General features: G+C 56.6%; 19 protein-coding genes and 1 tRNA gene. 2 read left to right on the forward strand and 18 right to left on the reverse strand.

Going from position 1 to position 21,400, the window contains the following annotated elements; all coding sequences use genetic code 11:
- Nucleotides 1-126 precede the first annotated feature (126 nt).
- The 10 genes from rfbD to PH586_RS22035 form a co-directional block, all read right to left on the reverse strand.
- Nucleotides 127-1,002, reverse strand: coding sequence for a dTDP-4-dehydrorhamnose reductase (rfbD, locus tag PH586_RS21990; RefSeq protein ID WP_271349945.1), 876 nt, complete (start codon nucleotides 1,000-1,002; stop codon nucleotides 127-129).
- On the reverse strand, nucleotides 999-1,544 hold the full coding sequence (gene rfbC, locus PH586_RS21995) for a dTDP-4-dehydrorhamnose 3,5-epimerase (RefSeq protein ID WP_271349946.1): 546 nt from the start codon (nucleotides 1,542-1,544) through the stop codon (nucleotides 999-1,001). Before rfbC ends, rfbD begins: the two co-directional genes overlap by 4 nt.
- Nucleotides 1,541-2,413: a glucose-1-phosphate thymidylyltransferase RfbA gene (gene rfbA / locus PH586_RS22000; RefSeq protein ID WP_271349968.1), complete on the reverse strand. Its 873-nt coding sequence runs from the start codon at nucleotides 2,411-2,413 to the stop codon at nucleotides 1,541-1,543. Before rfbA ends, rfbC begins: the two co-directional genes overlap by 4 nt.
- A 5-nt stretch (nucleotides 2,414-2,418) precedes the next feature.
- On the reverse strand, nucleotides 2,419-3,492 hold the full coding sequence (rfbB, locus tag PH586_RS22005; protein ID WP_271349947.1) for a dTDP-glucose 4,6-dehydratase: 1,074 nt from the start codon (nucleotides 3,490-3,492) through the stop codon (nucleotides 2,419-2,421).
- 200 nt (nucleotides 3,493-3,692) lie between these two features.
- A tRNA-Thr gene (locus PH586_RS22010) sits at nucleotides 3,693-3,768 on the reverse strand.
- 555 nt (nucleotides 3,769-4,323) lie between these two features.
- A complete protein-coding gene (locus tag PH586_RS22015; protein ID WP_271349948.1) occupies nucleotides 4,324-5,541 on the reverse strand; it encodes a methyltransferase in 1,218 nt (405 codons plus the stop codon).
- Between the two features lie 45 nt (nucleotides 5,542-5,586).
- A complete protein-coding gene (locus tag PH586_RS22020; RefSeq protein ID WP_271349950.1) occupies nucleotides 5,587-6,276 on the reverse strand; it encodes an ABC transporter permease in 690 nt (229 codons plus the stop codon).
- Nucleotides 6,273-6,968 (reverse strand): ABC transporter permease, encoded by a 696-nt coding sequence (locus PH586_RS22025; protein WP_271349951.1) that lies wholly within the window; start codon nucleotides 6,966-6,968, stop codon nucleotides 6,273-6,275. Before PH586_RS22025 ends, PH586_RS22020 begins: the two co-directional genes overlap by 4 nt.
- 50 nt (nucleotides 6,969-7,018) lie before the next feature.
- Nucleotides 7,019-7,771 carry an ABC transporter substrate-binding protein gene (locus PH586_RS22030; protein WP_271349952.1) on the reverse strand — a complete coding sequence of 251 codons (753 nt, stop codon included), beginning with the start codon at nucleotides 7,769-7,771 and terminating at the stop codon, nucleotides 7,019-7,021.
- Nucleotides 7,772-7,789: 18 nt separating this feature from the next.
- Nucleotides 7,790-8,563 carry an ABC transporter ATP-binding protein gene (locus tag PH586_RS22035; RefSeq protein WP_271349953.1) on the reverse strand — a complete coding sequence of 258 codons (774 nt, stop codon included), beginning with the start codon at nucleotides 8,561-8,563 and terminating at the stop codon, nucleotides 7,790-7,792.
- A gap of 1,071 nt (nucleotides 8,564-9,634) precedes the next feature.
- Here PH586_RS22035 and PH586_RS22040 point away from each other — a divergent pair.
- Nucleotides 9,635-10,747, forward strand: a complete 1,113-nt coding sequence (locus PH586_RS22040; protein WP_271349954.1) for a tyrosine-type recombinase/integrase — start codon at nucleotides 9,635-9,637, stop codon at nucleotides 10,745-10,747.
- Nucleotides 10,741-12,912: a DUF927 domain-containing protein gene (locus tag PH586_RS22045; protein WP_271349955.1), complete on the forward strand. Its 2,172-nt coding sequence runs from the start codon at nucleotides 10,741-10,743 to the stop codon at nucleotides 12,910-12,912. Before PH586_RS22040 ends, PH586_RS22045 begins: the two co-directional genes overlap by 7 nt.
- A 223-nt stretch (nucleotides 12,913-13,135) precedes the next feature.
- On the opposite strand, the gene PH586_RS22050 is transcribed toward PH586_RS22045, so the two are convergent.
- From PH586_RS22050 to PH586_RS22085, 8 genes are all read right to left on the reverse strand, one after another.
- The gene (locus PH586_RS22050; RefSeq protein ID WP_271349956.1) at nucleotides 13,136-13,480 is read right to left on the reverse strand and encodes a hypothetical protein; all 345 of its coding nucleotides are present in this window, start codon (nucleotides 13,478-13,480) and stop codon (nucleotides 13,136-13,138) included.
- Between the two features lie 274 nt (nucleotides 13,481-13,754).
- Nucleotides 13,755-14,831, reverse strand: coding sequence for a patatin-like phospholipase family protein (locus tag PH586_RS22055; protein WP_271349957.1), 1,077 nt, complete (start codon nucleotides 14,829-14,831; stop codon nucleotides 13,755-13,757).
- Complete coding sequence (locus PH586_RS22060; RefSeq protein ID WP_271349958.1) at nucleotides 14,824-15,735, reverse strand: diguanylate cyclase regulator RdcB family protein; 912 nt, start codon at nucleotides 15,733-15,735, stop codon at nucleotides 14,824-14,826. The genes PH586_RS22055 and PH586_RS22060 overlap by 8 nt, the downstream gene beginning before the upstream one ends.
- Nucleotides 15,732-18,164: a dynamin family protein gene (locus tag PH586_RS22065; protein WP_271349959.1), complete on the reverse strand. Its 2,433-nt coding sequence runs from the start codon at nucleotides 18,162-18,164 to the stop codon at nucleotides 15,732-15,734. The genes PH586_RS22060 and PH586_RS22065 overlap by 4 nt, the downstream gene beginning before the upstream one ends.
- A gap of 115 nt (nucleotides 18,165-18,279) precedes the next feature.
- Nucleotides 18,280-19,002: a hypothetical protein gene (locus tag PH586_RS22070; RefSeq protein WP_271349961.1), complete on the reverse strand. Its 723-nt coding sequence runs from the start codon at nucleotides 19,000-19,002 to the stop codon at nucleotides 18,280-18,282.
- Between the two features lie 311 nt (nucleotides 19,003-19,313).
- Nucleotides 19,314-19,661 (reverse strand): hypothetical protein, encoded by a 348-nt coding sequence (locus PH586_RS22075; RefSeq protein WP_271349962.1) that lies wholly within the window; start codon nucleotides 19,659-19,661, stop codon nucleotides 19,314-19,316.
- Between the two features lie 21 nt (nucleotides 19,662-19,682).
- The gene (locus tag PH586_RS22080) at nucleotides 19,683-20,057 is read right to left on the reverse strand and encodes a hypothetical protein (protein ID WP_271349963.1); all 375 of its coding nucleotides are present in this window, start codon (nucleotides 20,055-20,057) and stop codon (nucleotides 19,683-19,685) included.
- Between the two features lie 71 nt (nucleotides 20,058-20,128).
- On the reverse strand, nucleotides 20,129-21,025 hold the full coding sequence (locus PH586_RS22085; RefSeq protein WP_271349964.1) for a helix-turn-helix transcriptional regulator: 897 nt from the start codon (nucleotides 21,023-21,025) through the stop codon (nucleotides 20,129-20,131).
- Between the last annotated feature and the right edge of the window lie 375 nt (nucleotides 21,026-21,400).

Genomic DNA, 21,400 nt, shown 5'->3' on the forward strand with positions numbered 1-21,400 from the left:
GAGTGTCGCAGGTAGTATGCATCTTCGAGCTTTAGCAAGGGATGTGCCAGTGGCGTGGGGTCGCGTCGGCTTAAGCCCAGCATTTGACTTGCCAGATGCTATCGAATCGGCTGCGACATGAATCGCTCAGCGGTGTGGCGGGCTGTGCAGGCATTCGAGCAGGGCGCTGTGCCAGTCACTCAGCTGGATATGCCAATCGCGTTGCAGGCGAGTGCAGTCGAGTCGCGAGTTGAGCGGACGCCGTGCCGGCGTGGGGTAGCCGCTGCTGGGGATGGGCTGCAGGGTCGCGGTGGCTTTGCCTTGCGCGCGCAGTTGCTCGGCGATGGCGCTGGCAAAGCCGAACCAGGACACCTCGCCCTGCGTGCTGAGGTGATACAGCCCCCAGGGGCCGCCGCGGCCGTGGCGCCAGCGCTCGACCAGCTGGCTGGTGGCGCTGGCGATGCTGCCGGCCCAGGTCGGCGCGCCGACCTGGTCGGCCACTACGCTCAGGCTGGCGCGTTCCTGCAGCAAGCGTTGCATGGTCAGCAGAAAATTCGAGCCGTGCAGCGAGTAGACCCAGCTGGTGCGCAGGATCAAATGCGCGGCGCCAACCGCCTCGATCGCCTGTTCCCCGGCCAGCTTGCTGCGGCCGTAGACGTTGAGCGGGTTGGGCGCGTCGTCCTCGGCATAGGGCGCCGGCTTACGACCGTCGAATACATAGTCGCTGGAGTAGTGGATCAGCGGCACACCTAGGCTGGCGGCTTCCTCGGCCAGCACGCCGGGCGCCGTGGCGTTGATCGCGAAGGCCAGTTCGGGCTCGCTTTCGGCCTGGTCGACCGCTGTGTAAGCCGCGGCGTTGACGATCAAGTCGGGGCACAATTGGCGCACCTGCTGGCGAATCTGCGCAGGATCGGCCAGATCGAATTTATCGCGACCGGGCACGATCAATTCGCCTTGTCCGCGCAGGCTCAGTTGCAGTTCGCGACTGACTTGGCCGTGCTGGCCGAGCAACAGGATCTTCATGGGAACAGCTCCGCATCGGCCAGGCTGAGGCCGGCCTGGTCCTTGGCCGAGAGCTGCGGCGTGCTATCCAGTGGCCAGTCGATGGCCAGGCTCGGGTCGTCCCAGCGGATGCAGCGCTCATGGGCCGGCGCGTAGTAGTCGGTGGTCTTGTAGACGACTTCGGCGTATTCGCTGAGCGTGAGGAAACCGTGGGCGAAGCCTTCCGGCAGCCACAGTTGGCGCTTGTTCTCGGCGGACAAGTGGATGCCGACCCATTTGCCGAAGGTCGGCGAGCTACGGCGCAGATCCACGCTGACGTCGAACACTTCGCCGGCGACGACCCGCACCAGCTTGCCCTGGGCCTGCTGCAGTTGGTAATGCAGGCCGCGCAACACGCCGCGCAGCGAGCGCGAGTGGTTGTCCTGGACGAATGTGCGGTTGAGGCCGGTGGCCTCGCTGAAGGCGCGGGCATTGAAGCTCTCGTAGAAGAAGCCGCGCTCGTCGCCGAACACCCTGGGTTCGAGGATCAGCACCTCCGGCAGTTCGCTGGCAATCACCTTCATGCGTGCTCCTGCGCCAGCCTGGACAGGTACTGGCCATAGTCGGTCTTGCCGAAGGCCTGGGCTTGCTTAAGCAGCTGTGCGCGATCGATCCAGCGATTATTGAAGGCGATCTCTTCCAGGCAGGCGACTTTCAGGCCCTGACGGTGCTCGATGGTCTGCACGTATTGCGAGGCCTCCAGCAGGCTGTCGTGGGTGCCGGTGTCGAGCCAGGCGAAGCCCCGGCCGAAGCGCTCGACATGCAGGTCGCCGCGCCTTAAATAGGCGTTGTTGACGTCGGTGATTTCCAGCTCGCCGCGTGGCGAGGGCTTGATCGCCCTGGCGATCTCGATCACGTCGTTGTCGTAGAAATACAGGCCGGTGACGGCATAGCTGGATTTCGGCTTGGCCGGTTTTTCCTCGATGCAGATGACCCGGCCGCTGGCGTCGAACTCGACCACGCCGAAGCGCTCGGGATCCTTGACCCAATAGCCGAAAATCGTCGCGCCGCTGGGTTCGGCGGCGGCGCGCAGGAGCTTCTCGGTGAAGTGCTGGCCGTGAAAGATATTGTCGCCGAGGATCAGGCATACCGGGTCGCCGCCGATGAATGCCTCGCCGATCAGCAGGGCCTGGGCCAGCCCTTCCGGCGCCGGCTGTTCGGCATAGACGAAGCGCACGCCGAACTGACTGCCGTCGCCGAGCGTCCTCTCGAACTGCGGCAGATCGTGGGGGGTGGAAATGATCAGGATGTCGCGGATGCCGGCGAGCATCAGTACCGAGATTGGGTAATAGATCATCGGCTTGTCGTAGACCGGCAGCAGCTGCTTGGACACCCCCAGGGTGAGCGGGTAGAGGCGGCTGCCGGAGCCGCCGGCGAGGACTATGCCTTTCATCCCTTTCAAAGAGACGCTCCCAGTCGTTCACGTTGATAGCTGCCATCCTGCACGCGGCGGCACCAGTCGAGGTTATCCAGGTACCAGCACACGGTCTTGCGCAGGCCGCTGGCGAAGCTTTCCTCGGGCGTCCAGCCCAGCTCGCGCTCGATCTTGCCGGCGTCGATGGCGTAGCGCCGGTCGTGGCCTGGACGGTCGGCAACGAAGCTGATTAGTTCGCTGTAGCAGCGAGTGTGCCCCGTGCCTGTGTCTTGCCACGGCCTCAGTTCATCCAGCAGTGCGCAGATACTCTCCACCACGTCGAGATTGGTCTGCTGGTTATGCCCGCCAATGTTGTAGGTCGCGCCGACGTGTCCCCGCGTCAGTACCCTGAGCAGGGCGCGGGCATGGTCTTCGACATACAGCCAGTCGCGCACCTGCTGGCCATCACCGTACACCGGTAGTGGCTTGCCCTCCAGGGCATTGAGAATCATCAGCGGGATCAGCTTTTCCGGGAATTGATAGGGGCCGTAATTGTTCGAGCAATTGCTCACCAGCACCGGCAGGTCATAGGTGCGCTGCCAGGCGCGCACCAGGTGATCGGCGGCTGCCTTGCTCGCCGAGTAGGGCGAGCTGGGGGCGTAGGCCGTGCTCTCGCTGAAAGGCGCCGCGTCGCTGGACAGGTCGCCGTACACCTCGTCGGTCGACACATGGTGAAAGCGAAAGGCCCGTTTGCGCGCCTCGTCCAGCTGCAGCCAATAGGTGCGGGTGCCTTCCAGCAAGGTATAGGTGCCGACGATATTGGTCTGAATAAAGGCGGCCGGGCCGTCGATGGAGCGGTCGACATGCGACTCTGCGGCCAGGTGCATGATGGCGTCCGGCTGGAATTCGGCCAAGGTCCGACTCACCGCCGCGCTGTCGCCGATATCGGCCTGGACGAACTGATAGCGCGGGTTGCCCGCGACGCTGGCAAGCGACTCGAGATTGCCGGCATAGGTCAGCTTGTCGAGGTTGAGGACCTGGTGCTGGGTATCGCCGAGCAGGTGGCGAATCAGGGCCGAACCGATAAATCCGGCACCGCCGGTGAGCAGAATTCGCATGAAATGAGTGCCTTTTTCGACATGCATCGAGCATTCGACTTAGCTTGTCGGCTGAGCGTCCCGGCCGCAAGCGCTGAATGCTGGCGGGCGTGCGGTGGTTCGCCCTTGGAGTCCGAGTCCCTCGCGCCGGTAAACTCTGCCCCACGCCGAATTTCAGGCACAAAAAAGGGCTACGTTTTCACGTAACCCTTTTATTTGTATGGTGCCGGCACCAAGAGTCGAACTCGGGACCTACTGATTACAAGTCAGTTGCTCTACCAGCTGAGCTATACCGGCATTTCAGGGGCGCCATTATATCCATTCATTTGGCCGAGTAAAGTCGTCTAGGCATTGTTTATCCTGATTATTTTCAAACCGCAGTCAGCCCGATTCCAGCAGTGCGTGGGCGGTGAGCTCGGGCCAGTCATGTAGACGGCAGTGGGCGCTCTCGAAAATGCTTGCGGGTGTGGCGCCGGCGTCTCGCGGCGCAAGCAGGTTGCAGAGCGCCCGGCGGCCTAAGATCTCATATCGGGGGCAGTTCTCCAGCCAAGGAGAGGTGCGGTGCAGCCCCTGGGCGCCGGGCTGATGAGTGTTGTTGCGCGGGTCGCTTATTGCGCTTTTGGCGATTGGTTGCAAAATCCTTATGCACAAGCGGCTGTGTTTTGCCGAGCGGACACCTGCAGTTTGTGAGGCATTTCTCGGTTTTTTATAAGTGCATGTTTTTGTTGATTTTTATCTATTGTTCGAAAAATGAGCAGGCGCCGCGAGCGCCGATGGTAGAGGCATTTGGTGAGACTGCTCAGAATCTATCAACACAGTTATCCACAGATAATGTGGGCAACTTTTGTGCGCTCAGTTGCGTTCGGCGAGCAGTAGCAGGTTGCGCGGGGTGAGCTGGCGCGGGCAGAAGCTGCCGAGGCGCACGCTGAAGCCCTGATCTTGCAGGTAGAGCGCACGGTCGAGTAGCAGCCACAGTTCGAGCGGGCGACGGAACAGGCCTCGCAGCAGTTCCAGGTTGCGCACCTGGGCCAGTCGTTGCCAGCCTTGGTCCTGCAGTTGTTGCCAGTCTGTAGAGGCGTCAGGTGGGGGCAGTTGTTTCAGGGTGGCGAGGTCTGTGCAGTAGTTGGTGAAATCTTTCGCCAACCAGGTCGTGGGCAAAGAGGGTGTGGGCAGGTACTGGTCGATGCCGCGCAGTTCACGTTGCAGCATGTCGAACGCCAGGCGCCAAGCCATGGAGCGATCGCGCTGGCGACGCACGCGCGCGCCGGCGGTTACGGTCTCGCTGAGGGGCAGGCCCAGGTCCTCCAGCGAGAGTTGCATGGCCGATGCCTGGGCCGCTGCGGAGAGCGCCTGGTAGCCGGGGGTGGCGATGCGGTTGTAGCAGCACGGCGCTATTGCCAATTGCTGGCAACCGGCCGCGCTGGCGAGTTGCATCAGGCGTACATGCAGGTCGCCGCAGGCATGCAGGGCGATCGGGGTGTGTTCGCTGCGCAGCTGGGCGCCGGCATCGGCACCGAGTACATCCTGCTGCAGATGCCGGGCATTGAGGTGTAGGCGCTGGCTGAGCAGGTGGCCGCTGTGTACCAGTTCGGGATTGTGCTCCAGGCAGGTCAGCGGGCACCCGTCGTGCGCCAGCCTGCGGCCGAGATGGCCCTTGCCGGCGCACCAGTCGAGCCAGTGTTGGGTGGGTTGGTGAAACTGCAGGCAGCCGGCGAAGGCCTGGATCTGTTGCCATTTGCGCCCGGGCACCTCGACCGAGAAGCGGGTCGGCAGTGGCGGCAGTGGCTGTGGCGTGAAGGCGCCGACTCGGCTCAGGGTATCGGACTGTGCGGCGAGGCCGGCAAAGGGCGCGGGGGCATCCAGCAGGTGCGGTTGGTTGTGGCTGGCCTCGGCCTGTTCCAGGCTGCGCGATCTGAGCCATTGGGCCAGTTGCGGGTGCTGGCGTTCCCACGGCAGTTGCCTGTGGGTGAATGGCCGGGGTTGCCAGAGTGCTTGGTGCTGCAGCAGAAATGCATCCAGCGCCTGGAAGCGCTGGAGCAGGCTGTCGCCGCTGAGGGGGGAGTCGTTCATGCTCGTGTCGTCAAGCCGGGAAGGGGCCAGGTGCGCCCCATCGCGTCAGCGGCCCTGGCAGGCGTCGACCCTTAGCCACTGTTCCAGCAGCTTGAAGCCGCGGACCAGGATGAAGGCGATCAGCAGGTAGAACATGCCGGCGGCGAAGAAGATCTCCACCGGCAGGTAGGTGCGGGCGATGATGGTGCGCGCCATGCCGGTCAGTTCCAGCAGGGTGACGGTGCTGGCCAGGGAGCTGGCCTTGAGCATCAGGATCACTTCGTTGCTGTAGGCGGGCAGGGCGATGCGTGCGGCGCGCGGCAGGACGATATAGAGCATGGTCTGCCAGCGGGCCATGCCCAGGGCGCGCGCCGCTTCCACTTCCCCCGGCGGTACGGCCTGGATCGCGCCGCGCAGGATCTCGGCGATATAGGCGGCGGTATGCAGGGTCATGGTCAGGATGGCGCACCAATAGGCGTCGCGCAGGTAGAACCAGAGCGGCCCTTCGCGCACGGCATCGAACTGGGCCAGGCCGTAATAGACCAGAAACAATTGCACCAGCAGCGGGGTGCCGCGGAAGAAGAAGATGTAGCCGTAGGGCACGGCACGTACAAACCAGTGCTTGGAGGCGCGAGCGATGCCCATGGGTATTGCCAGGATCAGGCCGGCGACTACCGCGATGGCGACCAGCTCCAGGGTCAGTAGGGCGCCTTCGGCTAGGCGCGGCAGCCACTTGATGATTACTTCCCAGTTCATGAGGTGCTCCTGATGAAGCCGCGGCCGGCGCGCTGTTCAAGGAAGTGCAGGCCGATCATGGCGAGCACGGTGAGGCCCAGGTAGATCAAGGCCGCCACCAGGAAGAAGGTGAAGGGTTCTTTGCTGGAGGTCACGGCGATCTGCGAGCGGCGCATGATTTCTTCGAGGCCGATCACCGACACCAGGGCGGTGTCCTTCATCAGGATCATGAACAGGTTGCCCAGGCCGGGCAGGGCGATGCGCCACATCTGCGGCAGGATCAGACGCCAGAAGATCCGCGGTACGGACAGGCCCAGTGCCTGGCCGGCTTCGCGGTGGCCCTTGGGGATGGCGAGGATCGCGCCACGAAATACCTCGGTGGCATAGGCACCGAAACAGATGCCCAGGGCGATGGTGCCGGCGGCAAAGGCACTCAGCTCGAGGCTGTCGATGCCCAGCAGGTCGGCCAGGTTGCGCATCAACTGCACGGTGCCGAAGTAGATCAGCAGGACCCAAAGCAGTTCGGGTATGCCGCGCACGATGGTTGAATAGGTACCGCCAAGCCACTGCAGCGGCTTGTACGGCGAAGTCTTGGCCAAAGCGCCGAGCAGGCCGAGCACCAGACCCAAGCTCAGCGCACAGAGTGCCAGCTTGATGGTCATCAGGGTGCCGGCGGCCAGGGCCGGGCCGAATCCGTAGAGATCTAAAGTCATGGGGGGTCAGAAGCCTGCATCGCTCGTGAGGGCGACGCAGGGCAGGCTGCTCAGTAAATGCTGAACGGGAAATATTTGTCGTTGATCGTCTTGTAGGTGCCGTCTTCGATGATGGCCTGCAGCGCGGTGTTCAGCTTCTCGCGCAGCGGGTCGCCCTTGCGCACGGCGATGCCGATCTTGTCATTGTCGAATACCGGCTTGCCCTTGAACTCGAAGCCTTTGCCGGCATCGCTCTTGAGCCACTCCCAGTTGACGAAGGTGTCGGCCAGGACGCCATCGAGGCGACCCGAGGACAGGTCGAGGTAGGCGTTTTCCTGGGTGTCGTAGAGCTTGATGTCGACCACGCCGTCCAGGTTGTCTTCCAGCCAGGTGCCCGCGATGGTCGCGCGCTGGGCGCCGATCACCTTGCCTTGGAGGCTGGCCCGGTCGGATTTGAAGTCACTGTCTTTCGGCGCAATGAATTGCAGCTTGTTGGTGTAGTAGGGTTCGGTGAAGTCGACCGCTGCTTTGCGTTCATCGGTGATCGACATCGAGGCCACCAGGAAGTCGAACTTCTTGGCATTGAGGGCCGGGATGATGCCGTCCCAGTCGGAGGTGACCACTTCGCACTCGGCTTCCATCTTGGCGCACAGGGCCTGGCCGATCTCCACGTCGAAACCACCCACCTGGCCGCTGGCGTCGATCAGGTTGAAGGGGGGGTAGGCGCCTTCGGTGCCCATCTTCAGCTTTTCGGCAGCGACGGCGCCGGTACCGAAGGCCAGGGTGGCTGCCGCGGCTAACAGGATTTTCTTGTAATTCAGCATGCGAGAGTTGCTCCGTGTTTAGTCATTGCTGGACATGAATTGTTTGCAACGTGCCGAAGCCGGGTTGTCGAACACTTGCTCGGGTGAGCCTTGTTCTTCCACCAGGCCCTGATGCAGGAACACCACTTCGCTGGACACCTGGCGGGCAAAGCCCATCTCGTGGGTGACCAGGAGCATGGTGCGCCCCTCTTCGGCGAGCGCGCGGATCACATTAAGCACTTCTTGTACCATCTCCGGGTCGAGGGCCGAAGTCGGCTCATCGAACAGGATCACTTTCGGCTGCATGGCCAGGGTACGGGCAATCGCGGCACGCTGCTGCTGGCCGCCAGAGAGCTGGTTGGGGTAGACATGGCGCTTGTCGGAGATGCCGACCTTGGCCAGCAGAGCTTCGGCCCGTTCGGTGGCCTCGGCCTTGCTCAGGCCGAGCACCCGGCGTGGCGCCTCGATGATGTTGTCGAGCACGCTCATGTGCGGCCACAGATTGAAGTTCTGAAAGACGAAGCCCAGTTCGCTGCGCAGGCGGTTGATCTGCTTGCCATCGGCGGCGACCAATTCGCCGTGCTTGCCGGGTTTGAGCTTGAGCTCCTCGCCGGCGACGATGATCTGCCCCTGGTTGGGGTTTTCCAGCAGATTGATGCAGCGCAGGAAGGTCGACTTGCCGGAACCGGATGAGCCGAGAATCGAGATCACGTCGCCATCGCGGGCGGTGAGGGAGATGCCTTTGAGCACCTCAAGGTCGCCATAGCGTTTGTGCAGATTGCGGATTTCCAGCGCGGGCGTGGCCTCGGCCATGGGGTGTCCTCTTCTTGTTCGGATGCGCTCCGGCTCTAGCTTTGCCTTCCTGGCGAGGCGTCAAGCTAGCATAGCGTTTCGCCAGCCGCCAAGCCGTTTGCTGTGCGTGCATGGCCTGGTGTGCCGTCGGTGTCGCCTGGTTGCTGCTGACTGTCGCGCAGACGCAATATTGCCCTTCGCGCACATCCTGGCGTGGCTGGCGCGCAGAGCTAGTGCGAGCTTGCCGTCATCGCTGTTGTGGGACGTCGGGTTACGCATGCCGCGGACGCCCCTGGTGGCGACGCGGCTGCACATGACGCACGGCGAACGAGCTCGCCGGCTTTTCCTGCAGACAGAAAAAAGGCCCACATTGCTGTGAGCCTTTTTCGGTATATATGGTGCCAGGGACGGAATCGAACCGCCGACACGGGGATTTTCAAAACCTGTGAAAGTGCTTCAGCATCAGCATGTTACCTGAATTTATTGGGTTGATGCCATTTTGCGCTCTCAAAAACCCGGCCAGAAACCGGCCAGATGGGGTGAAAACCGTCCGAACGCACCGGAAGAGAACCGGAGCAGAGACGGGGGATTAGGGGGCAAGCTGCCAACCGCGCGCACCGCGTGACTTGAACACGCAACAAAAAATACAGCCATTCCGAGACGTAAGAAGCCTCAGCAATAGGGGCAATTGACTACCGTTCGTCGGAGTATTGTCGGTGCGTTTTTAGGGGCTTTTGCCGGTTGGAATGATCTTTGCCTTCTCCGGTTTTCGACTGGAAGTCCACCGGAAAAGCCCTTTCGGTCTGCTTCGTGAGCCACTGATCTCCGGGGTATGGCATACAAACTCGATGAAATAATTTGGTTGCACCTCCGGTTGGTGTCGCTATCTTTGCCTTCGGTCGCCTGGTGCGACTGGCTTTTCGGCCTTGAGCCAACGAGCTATCAAACGTGGCTTTTAACAGTGCCATGCACCGCCAGCAATGGCTCTAAAAGCAGTACAGATTTACTTCGGATCATCCAGCCTTCGGGCATTCAAAAACCAGGAAAACCAAATGAAAACTAACTTAGCGCATCTCTGCGTAAGGACCACTCATGTCTGTCAAATCGTCAACGTCAAAGAAACAAAGCGAAGTCCGAGACCCCGTCGTTAAATTCCTAATCTCCATACACTACGTCTCTGGGAGCATTGCCTACTACGTCCGTTCTGCCGGTAATGGCCGTAAGCGCATCCTGTTGGGCCATAACGATAGCCTGACCCTCGATCAAGCTCGGCTTGCTGCGATTGAGGCAAAAGCCAACCCTTCCTCCTATTCCCGCACATTGTCCTCGGTCTTCGGCGAGTACTCGAAGTCTGGCAAATACAGTGGTAGGCGCTCGGTGAATCGCGATTGCAGACGCTTCACTGCTGTCGTTGAACCACTGCTGGGCCACCGGCCTGTTCAAAAAATTGTGCTGGAAGACATTCACCTGGTGATGGCTTCGCTCAAGCCAACTCTCAGTGCTGCTACAAAAAATCGATATCTTGCCATGCTGAGATCGATCTTCCGATTTGCAGTGGAGCACGGCTACTGCGAGAAAGATCCAACACGCAGCATCACGCTCGCCCGAGAAACCCCGATCAAGCTTTACGAGGTCGAAGACAAACTACTCAATCGACTTGGCCGCGCAGTGGAGTGGCTGGAGGAGCGCTTTGCTCGAACTGCATTTTTGGTTCAGCTACTACTCCTGACAGGGATGCGCATCAACGAGGCATTGTCGCTGACCTGGGATGACGTTGATCTGTCAGCGCGTCATATCAGGTTGAGAGCAACTAAAAGTGGGAAATTGCGCCACGTCCCAATCAGCGAAGCATGCATGGAGCTTCTGGAACGTCTTGCTGAGGCTGAATTCAGTCAGGCTCCACAAGGATGGTTGTTCCCATCAGTGTACTCCGACTCGCCGATGACCAGGCCTGTGCGTCCTTGGAAGCGAGCCTGTCGAGCAGTGGGGTTGCCTATTTCTCTTCGATTCCATGACCTGCGCCACATCTTCGCGGCTGCCTGCGTCAGTGACGGCATCCCACTTTTCACTCTCCAGCAGTTGCTGGGCCACTCCAGTATTCGCATGACTGAGCGGTACGCTTCGCTTGCTCGTGAAGACTTGTTGATTGCCAGTGAGCGAGTTTCGCGCACCCTGACTGTATGCGCAGGGGGTGTGAAATGGTGAAGTACTTCTCGCCTAATAACGCTGCTGTGAGTGACGAGATTTGTGCTGCAATCGCGGCTGTAGGAGGTCTCTGCCTCGATGAAAATGGAAGTGTTGGCTTTGGTAAGAGCACTGTGATTGTCACTGTGCCGGCCAACCACCCTGATGTTGCTTTTCTGAGGAAGGCCGCTAGCAAGTGTTTTTTGACTTTCGAAAATACGTCCTCACTGTTTTTATTCCTTAGCAAAGCCTCCATTAGTCAAAGCGAACTGCAGAGGCTTGTCAGCAATGCGTTGGCTCGTAACAGAATCGATATTGACTTCTCTTGTGAAGAAAGTGCCGCTACATATTGCGGAGAGTTTTCCTGTCCAGAAGATGAATGCGACTTGAGAACGGGGGTATTTGATTTCCTGAAAGTATTGGCGACAGGTAAAGGAAGTATCGTGGCAGATATTTTCGGACACGAAGCACTTGGCGAATTCCAATACACGTTCGAGAAAATTGTCACGCACAGAAAAGATGAGTTGGTTGAGATAGCTCCACCGATCTGGGTTGATCGAGTGTTATGTGACCCGGACACTAATGTTATTTATCTAAATATTAATGTCCTGGTGTGCGGTGGCGGTGAGTACAAACTCATTTCGATGGTGGTTTCCAACGAACAAGCGCAGGACTCTCGTGAGATTGCAAAGCAGTTACGGTCACGGATTAGTTCGTGGATTGATCTCAAGGGCCTGCATGAGTTGCTCAAGGCTATTCTAGGAAAGGCATTTCGCGAGCTAAAAGAGCAGACATGGATACGTCGAGAAGGGTGGGTCAAAAGCAAGGCAGGAGTGATTGAGGGATTCGCGTGTGGTCAACAGCTGATGCTGGCAAAGAATGTGGACCGCAACCAGTACTTCCTTGATATACAAAATCCCAGTTTCTCAGTTCGTGGAACCTTGGCAGATTGGCGTGAAAGGGTCCTCGTGCCTGCAAGCAACAGCTATCTCTTGCTTGGTGCATTACAGCTTGGTTTGGCTGGGTTGATGGTCGATCACGTTCCCTCGATCTCTTCTTGCATATTTAATTTGTACGGACTGGCGGGGAATGGAAAAACACTGACTTTGGCCATGATTGCTAGCATTTTCGGCAACACTGCGGCTCCGGGGCAGAGCCTGGCGGGGCGTCATGGCCGAACTGTAATTGAAACATTTGGATCGACTTCACTTGCGCTACAGGCTCAGGCGCAACGAGCCTCGTGTGGGTTGCTGTTGGTCGACGAAGTGGGCAGTAACAGCTTCAAGGAAGTGGAAAAATTCATCTACACGACTGCCAATGGTTCGAGTCGTACACGTTCCAATGCCAAAGGAGGACTAGAGGAGTCAGAGTCTAAGACTCTGTTCATGATCACGACCGGTGAAGTCCCGCTTTTATCCTTGATTTCACGGAATGCCAAGGAAGGAATACTGGATCGTGGAGTCGATATCGATGTAGGCCAGGTGCCATTTCTTGATGAGCCGGAGGACGAATTCAGATTGTTTGGCTCTCTAGAACATCGTGACGAGCTGATTGATGGCGTTACAACTCAGTTCGGTACTGCTGCTCCTGCCTTCGCTCAGGCATTGCTGGATGAATACGAAAGCAACGAGTGGCGGGAAGAACTCGAAGCGTTCAAGTTACGGTTGCTTGAGAACCTTCCAGCCTATGCGGCCATTGGTGGTGCAAGTCGAGTGTTGAGCCGTTTTGCACTGGCAGGAGTCGCAGGAATCATTGCGCTTCGAAGAGGCGTTTTCGATGAGTCGCTGGTTAACGAAGAAAATCTGTTCGACGGCTTGCTGGTGTGTGTCCGCGCCTGGGCGAAAAAGAGGTGGAGTCACCTGGCCGTCTTGGCAGATGCGATTGGATGCGCAGGCATCATTCCGTTGTCATCCCCTAAGCACCAGCGCCACATCTACCGTCATGAGAACATTGATGGGTTACCGACCCTGATGATCTCCAAGGCTTGGTTGCAGGAATTGCTGTCTGAGGAGGGCGATGTTGAGAGGATTTCAAAGCGCTTCCGCGACGATCATCAGCTTGTTCGTCGTGAAGGCAATAGAAATACGTTAGGTAAATTTCCGTATTACCACCTGCGTACTGACTGGCTAGATTGGTATGGCTTGGAGTGGTGCGAAGAGTCGGAGGCGTTCGTCTACTCTGAATAAGTAGGTGGGGCGGTGGAGGAGCTTTCCAAGGAGAGATACCGCGCGCACCGCGTGACTTGAAGCAACAGATAAAAATGGTCACTTCGAAAGTGGCCATTTTTTGTTCAGCACCACTCGTCCCTATTTAGCAATTTTGCCGGTTTGGTATTTGGCAAAAAAAAGACCCAGCATGAGCTGAGCCTTTTCAGTCTTTCGTATCCAGAGGTTTCTCTTCAACTGCGACTTAGTGTTCGCAGTGGAGTGTTCTTGCTTCCTCCAACTTTGTTGCCTGTGACTTTGCGTGTTCAGCCAAGTACTGGTCGAGTTCCGCTGCCGACGCACGCTGGCCGCTCATTGTTGCATCCATCAACGCTACGCTCTTGGCATGCTTGAGGGCATATGCCGTTTCTTGGTAATCCAACGGTTGCCAAGTGGTGCCTTGGTCGTTACTGACATAACTGGTGCCGCCTTGGTTTGCGCATTCTTCCGCATAGAACTTCATGGCTTCGAGCGTAATAAGGTTGGCCTCGGCGTGAAGGCTGAGCGCAAGTAGTGGCATAGTCATGGAGACATATAGTGTTTTTTTCATGATGGTCTCAAGTTAGTGTTGGAGTGGTTTTTGTGCTCGTTGAGGTATGACAAAATCACTCGATAGAGTGTTTTTGTTGTTCGGGGTTGTGCGGTGGATCAAGTAAGTTTAGGAATAATGCGTATGGTGGTTTCTTTGAATGAAGCGGGTTGATCTAAAATTTGGTTTGATCAATAGGGGGGTGAAAGTGAACAGAGGTATTTGGAACTTTCGGTAGGCAATGCTAAATGATGAGACATGGGCCTTGTGGTCGCCCCGTTTTCGGTAGGGCGCATTAAGTCATTTTTGACATTGCGTCCGCCAGGATACTGTCAGAGATTGTATTTCTTCGTTCACTATCCTTTAACTCATTCTCGGACTTGCGCAGTTCACTGCGTGATGCGCTGGCTTTCATGACGCGGCCGACGCAGTGCAGGGTGTCTTGATAACCCTGTTCGATCCAAGATGGAATCTTATGTGGATCGAAGCCCAAAAGATCTTTGACGCCACCGAGAAAGCCGGAGTCGCGGGCAATGCTGGATTGGGGGCGGATCTCCAAGATTGTGGCTTCTGGGAAATCGTGTCGGCTCCAAAGTGAACCATTGCTTAGGTGTGTGACTATCACCATATTGCAACCGGCCTGCAGTAGCGGCGTTATTGGCGTATTGCCTTGCTGTTTTTGCCACCCGCCCTGGCCACCGTCTGAGTACAACGAGTCATTGACTTGGCGTGGGGCAAACAGCAATGGAATGCCAGCAGATGCCAGCAGGGCTTCTTTTTGCTCTGCTTGGGACAATGACTGGATATGTAGAAACTCAGATTCTGCCGTTCCAAGAATGCCAAGCTCAGCCGTTATAGTCCGGAGTAAGTCGGTGGTGCCGCCAAGGCTTTTGAATACGGAGACGTAAAGTGGCAGGCCTTTATTTAGTGCGACGGGATCAAGGTATTGCTCCATTAGCTCCTTGAGTGGCTTGTCGCAAAGCGCTCCAGCGTCCAGTTGGTTAAGCTCTTCTGGCAGTTGTAGGCCTGCCCTTTGTGCGACTAGTCGTGCCGCTCTGAAAAGTGCCTCCAGTTGCGCGAAACCATTCATTTTGAGCCCGGCGGAAACCAAAAGACTTAAATAGCCAGGGATTTTCACGGATAGTGGCGAAGATTTCGCTAGCGTCAGCCAAAGCTCATCAAGGCGCTCGACACCTGTTTCAAGCGAAGGTGCCGATGCCAAAACTGCGGCATTCAAGGCACCGATACTGGCACCAGCAACCACGTCGACACGGGTTCCCATTTCTAGCAGTGCCTTGAGTACGCCGACTTGGTAAGCGCCTTTGGCACCCCCGCCGGAAAGCACCAGGCCGACTTTTATGCTCTCAGGCATGTGAGTTATCCCCAAGAACTTCGTAAACCATTGCTTCGGCTACTCGTTGGGCAGAACTGAGGCGAGGAAGCTCTCGTGGTAGGTCGTCGGGTAGCTGGGAGACTGAAAAGACGAAAGGAACGCTTTCTCGGTCGGACCAGTCACCCATATAAGCCAGAGCGTCGGAGGCATCGCTCAGGACATGTTGGCCGACCGGACGAATCAGCCAGTGGTCGCGGGTACCCATGCGCTCTTTGCTGGATAGCCCTGCATCGCTAGCCAGCTGAGCCATCGCCCTGTTAGCCAGGTCATCCATGAAGCGCTGACGATCCGTAGCCGATGTGTTGCGGCAGTAGTCGCCAAAAGCGCCCCAACGCAACTCCTCAAGTGCGGCATAGCAGCGCCCGGAGAGTGAAAAGCTTTGGTAATGACCTGCCCGCCACTTGTTGAAGACTTGGTCAAGGTTGAGTTGCACGCGCTGAACGAAATCAATCCGCGCAGCTTCTCGACCAAGAGTATCGAGGTGTTCGTCCAAACGGGTGGTGAGGGTTTCCAGTTGCTGGCGTGTGATTGCCGAAAAATTGGCAATCCTGGCTACGTCCAGTTTAAGTGCGTTGACGCGGTCATTGACTCGGGCGATCGCTAGATTGCTCTGCGCCAGTGATCCGCTCAGCTCGGTCAGCCAGGTTAAGGATGCTTCCATGCCGTCAATAAGGCTGGCATTTACCTCGTCTTGACGCCTCTTGCCTTTGCCGGTGAAGCCATCATAGAGGCGAGCGCCAAAACCTGTGTTCGCCCTCTGCACTCGTTGGTGGTCGCGAGCAACGTCAATGCCATTGGCAAAATCGACCACAAATTTCTCGGGCAAACAGGTCAGCACTCGGCAGATGTCCGAATCTTTGGTTATCGGTAACATTTCATTCATGCGAGCACCTGAGCTTCGGCATTTAATAGCGGCCTAACATCGGCCTTCAGCTCGCGGCTGTCGTGGAGTGTTGCGGGGACGTTTTTTTTTAGACTGGCCAGGCGCTTGCTCAATGCAGCTTGCTCAGACTTGCTGTGTTCTTGGTCGCGAATACTTTGCAAGAGATCACCACGAATTTGCTCAATCTTCGATTTGAACTCATTGAAGAATTCTGCAGTGCCTTTCTTGAGCGGCTGTTCGATATACTCAGTGACCGAATTGCCTAGTCCGTCAAAGGTTTTGGCAATCCCTGCGGTAACCGATTCTTTCACTTTGCGGATGTCAATTTCAAAATAGTTCTCTTCCTCTTCGTAGTTCTCAAAACCCCAGTCTTTTGTACCAAACAATTTACAAACACCGCCCCATGCGCCTTTCTGACGTCGGCGATATATAACGGTCTCTGTCTTTTTTTGGATAATGTCCTGCAGCATTTCATCTGCTGAAAAGCCTAGGGATACAGAATTAATACTGGGTATTTTGATGTTGACGGAGAAGCCGTCGTCCGTCATGCGCCCCTTCATATCATTGATAATCTTCTGTGCAGATATCACTACATCGTTTTTGAAATTTACATTGAAGTCATTCAAGAGAGCTGCCATAGCTTCTTGCATGGTGTTCTCTGCATGCTTCATTTCGCCTTCAACTGACTTCTCAATCCGATTCATAAGAGTTTTAGACTCTTTGGAGTTCTCACATCGTATGATGGGGTTCTCTGGATTAAAGTCATGATCACCTTGTTCAAAGGAGTTTTCCAAATTGAAGAAGGGCGAGAAGAATGCGCCAAACGTGCTTTTTATACCTGGTGCGGGCTGTTTTTTCTGGCGCGATTTCTTCTCGGCAGCATGGGCTCGTTCAATTCGCTTCCCTTCCTTGAAGTACTCGTTAAGTGCGTCGAGGGAGTTTTTCTCAATTTTCTCAAATACTTTACTGGTGCTTTCAGAGATGCTGCTGAGCGTGTCATTGATCTGCCTTTGAGTTGTTTTTTCGCTGCTTTCGATTCTGCCTATATCGCTCATCAAGGCATCGATTTGCTGCTGGAGTTCACGCGAGCTTTTCGCTAGTGCTGTTTCGCGCAAACCAAGGAAGTTTTCCAGCTTTTCGGCGTTATCAACTAACTTGGCTGCCGCAGAGTCGATAGCAAATGCCGCTGCGCGTGCATGGGCGGAGCGAATCACATTCTCCATGGGCTTGCTGAAAAGGGAGTCTTGCCATAGCTGCTCGGCTGCGTGTTGGACTTCTTCGATATCATTGATTTTGCTTTCCCAGCGACGACCAAAAGCTTCCTCGGCAAAGTCAACGATCCAAGGTTGTTTCTCCGGATCAGGTAGTCGTTTGTGAAGGAAAATCTCGTGTTTGGCCCGGTTGGCAAGATAGCCCCAGCGCGATGAAACCGGAAAAACATCAGCTTTTTTAATAAGCCCTTGCATCAGATTTTCTGCGACAAAAGCTTTGACTTGCTCCTCGTTGTCGCCGTGTCGATCCTTCTGGTCAAATTTGTTGACCAGGGTGTACAGGCGGCCTTCGGCAACACTGGCAATGTCCTCCAGTTCTTTGCGCACTTCGGCGTCTGCGTCGGATTTTAGTTGGGTAAAATCGAGAACAGCCAGCACGGCAGAGGCTTTGCTCAATTGTTCCTTGAGCATCTTGCGCAGGTGCTGTTGCCCTGATTCGTTAGGGCCAGGGGTATCCAGCAGGGTGAGGCGGCCATGTGCTTGATCCATTTCACGCAGCTGAGCGAATTCCACCTCAATGACCGGCATCTCATGAATTTCGTCGTAGCTGGAGAAGGGGAAGTCCACCTCAAGCTCGCTGGAGAGCCTGACCAGATCATTCAGGTTTTTGAGGAACCCGAAAATTGCGTCGGCACCTTGATAGGTCTGGTTGAAGAGGGTCTGATTTGTGATCAGTGAAAGCAGCTCGTCCATATCTCGATTGCTGTCCAGGCCCTGCAACATTTCCTTGGACTGAGGGCTCTGGATGACGTTATGCAACGTGCTGATCAAGTCATTGATGGGGTGGCTGTTGTTGAACTTCAGCAGCGGCTCAGTCTGGCCGGGGGTGTGACGGATCAAGGTTGGCAGGGCGGTCATCGGGCGGTTGCGGTTGGGCAGCACTTCGGTGCCGACAATCGCATTGATGGCGGTGGACTTGCCTGCCTTCATAGTGCCAACCACTGCCAGCACCATTTCGAGCCCTTCAAGCTTGGCTAGCTCGCCCTGAAGAACTTCGATGTGCTTAGGGATGGAGGTACGGTCAAATGTTTGTTGCTCACCCTTCCTGGCCTCCGAGATCACTCCAGGCTCATTCTGCATTTTTTCCAGTAGCTCAATTTCCACCTGAAGCAGGCGTTGTGCTTCTTCGCGTAGCAACTCGATATTTATTTCGTGCACGTTCCATCTCCTGTGCCTGCCGCCTACGACTGTAGGTGCAATCCTGATTTGCCATCAGCTGGCATTATGCCTTTCCGGCAATAGCCTGAGTTAAAGCGGTTGACACCTCAATAGGTTATTTAGATGTCAGCATTCGTTCGATTTTTTCGGCATAGCGGATCAAGGGATCGAAGATCTCGTCTATTACCTTCAGGCCTTCCTCGCCAAACTGATCGAGCTTGCGCGTTACCGGGTCCGATGGCGTGCCGAAGGTGCTTGCCCAGTCATGGCCTTCCCATAGCGTCTCGGTTCTGAGGTCGAGAACTTCGACGTGGTCGCTGCAGGTGCTGTCGAACAGATAGTCGCTGCGCGTAGTGCCTGCAGTGAAGATGAATTGCATAACAGTCGGCTGCCGAGCATCCATCCGCAGGTGGGCGAAACGCGAAAGGTGGGTGGTGACGAAAACGACTTCGCGTTGATTGTCATGCGACGGGTGTTCGAGGCTAGTTTCGTTGATCAGTAAGAGGGTTGGACGCTCGCAGGACTTCGGCCACGTGCAAGACTTGTGCGAGAGATACCGAGCATCGGGCAGACCGATAAAATGGCGCGGTATTTCAAAGGTCTGGGTCGGTACAAGGTGGTGGCCGGCTGGGATGAGAATGATGCGTTCATCATTAAGTTGGCTGAAGTCGTGAGCGACGATGGGTAGCCAGGCGTTGTCGTCGCCGGTGCCAGCCTGAGTGATGGCGTTGACCAGCGTGGTTTCTCCCAGGCTTTTTAGCAGACGTATGCTGTATTCAATTTCGGCTGCGGTGGCACTGCGGTTCAAGGTGCTTTTGGTTGATGTGTTCGTGTTCATGGTGTGGGCGTCCTTGGTTGATGTCGGCAGTTGCTGCGTTTGTCGCGCTGACAGCTAGTCTAAGAAGTCGCCCTGACAGGTGGTGTCGTTGCCGGTATGCGGTTGTCGCAACTTTCGAAATGGCCTGGTTGGTGTTCAGCGGTTTTCTGCGGGGGCGCTGTCCATGCTGGCTTCGGTCTTGCGCAAGATTAGTTTCGGCAGGTTGAAGGTGATGCTCATGAGGGCGCACAAGGTCTGGACAAGGTTGAGGGAAACTTAAATACGAAAGGCCAGACTTTGCAGCCTGGCCTTTGGTAGGTGTTACGACAGGACTAAGCTGTCTTGATTTCGAGCTTTTTCTTCTCACGCATGCCGAAGTAGGACATAGCGGCTAGCCCTGAGGAGACGTAGCCCCAGACAGTCATGTCGCTGAAGGCGATGCTAGCCCCGGAGCCGAATCCCAGCAGAGCGGCAATGACGAATATGATCATCGAGGCCTTGGGTGCGCCGATGGCAAAGGCTGCGCCGAGTAGAAAGAGAAAGGCGACAAAAATACCGACTGCGCCACCTGCGGCCATGTCGGCATCATCTCCAAGGCCGCCGCCAACCATGACGGTGCAAGATTGCAGGCCGATCAGCATGACTAGGCATAGGGCAATAATCATTACAGCAATACGCATGTAGTGTTCTCCGTGGTGGTGTTATTTGTTCCAGTGTTTCGCCAGATTCGTACCGGCTTGTGTCCACTCCGTCTCTTCAAAGTTGAAGTGAAGACCCTCAAGTGCAGTGTCTTTTTCGAAGGCATAAGCTATTCGCTCCTTGATAAAGTCGAATGCCCAGCAGCCGGTATCGATGATGTTTTCCTCGCTATCGCTTAGGTACAGTTTCCAGTTGCGTCCGGTGCCACTGGTGGCCCATGGCTGGTTCTCGAAGAGGTGGCCTTGGAATTCGCAGTGCTCGTCCGTGAACCAATATTGGTGTCCGTGGTTGCCGAAGCCTGTGGCCATGGTTTCAGCCTGAGCAGAGCCATACAGCAGACTTGCCAAGGCAAGTGCCGCAGTTAGTTTCCCTTTCATCGCATCGTTCCTGTTTCTGCCGGTTGACTGTGGCTGTCGCGTTGACGCGCCAAATGCGGTGGCTTGTCGAATCAGCGGTTGAGATAGCTGGCCAGTTCGCTTTCCAACTCGGCCTGCAGGCCTTCGGGGCTGATGATGCGGATGTGTGGAATCCAATAGCGCACGATCGGCAGGATCTGGTTCTGGTGGCCGACCTTGGCAGACACGATCAGGCCTCCGTCTTCCAGCTCTTTTTCAAGGACTTGGTTCGCAATCAACTTGCGGCGCTTGAAGTAGCCGGCCACTTCGCGGGAAATGTTCAGGACGATTTCCTTTTTCTCCTCGGTAAACCAGATGCCGTCTTCCTCGGTCAGGCGTTGGTCGATTTGCGGGTCTGGCTGGAACTGATGGTTGTCCACATGCAGGTGGCGGATCTGGCTGAAGGAGAAGGTTTTCAGCTTGCCGCCATCGGATGCGGCGAGATACCAGATGCCTTTGTTGTTGAGCAGTTTGTAGGGTTCGATGGCGGTGTAGGGCTTGCGTTCGTCGCCACGCAGGTAGTCAAAGGCAATGCAGCAATGAGCCACGATGGCTTTTTCTAGCGCACGGAACAGCCCTTCCTTGCCACTGATGTTTTCGTAATTGTGCCCTTTGACTAGCAGGGCGCTTTGCATTCGGATGTCAAATATGTCGCGTAGGAAATCATCCGACAGCGAAGGAAACAGACCGCGAATGCCGGCCAGTCCAGAGAAGCGTTCGATGTCGCGTAGATTGAGCTTGCCGAGGAAGGTTTGATCGAGCTGATAGCGGCCTTCGACTTTGTTCAGCGGTAGGTAGGCGAAGCGTTCGTTGAGGTCACGCTGAATGGTGCGGATGTTGACGCCGAACTCGTCGGCCAGGGCAAAGGGATCAAGGCTTTCGCCCTGGTTGAGTTTGTAGAGCATCTGCGCCAGCCGATAGACGAGGGTGTCGTGATTACCTTTGCTCACCAATCAGCTCCTTGCTCGTCATTCATTGGCTTGTAACTCGGGGAGTAGCAGGTGAGGCGTGGGTCGAGCGGGTTGCCGCCTAAGCGCATGATTTGTTCGGGTGTGCGAGTGAGTTGGGGCATGGCGGTGTCCTTGTGGCTCAGTGCGGAGTCTTTGACGAACGTAGCAGGTATGCCGATTGCAGATGAATGCAGGGCGGTTGCAGGAGCTTACCGAGCAGGGGGGACAGGTGATGTCGTTTTTGCGTTTTGGGATGTGCGTTCGTTATTGCGATCTCTGTATCACAGCTGACGGGCTGTGCTGGCTGGTTTCGTTTCGTTTCGACATGGTGCGTACTGTGCCTTTCATTCGGGTTTAAGCTGATTGTCACCCCGC

The organism is Pseudomonas aestuarii (genome assembly GCF_027988105.1).
GTDB classification, from domain to species: Bacteria; Pseudomonadota; Gammaproteobacteria; order Pseudomonadales; family Pseudomonadaceae; genus Aquipseudomonas; species Aquipseudomonas aestuarii.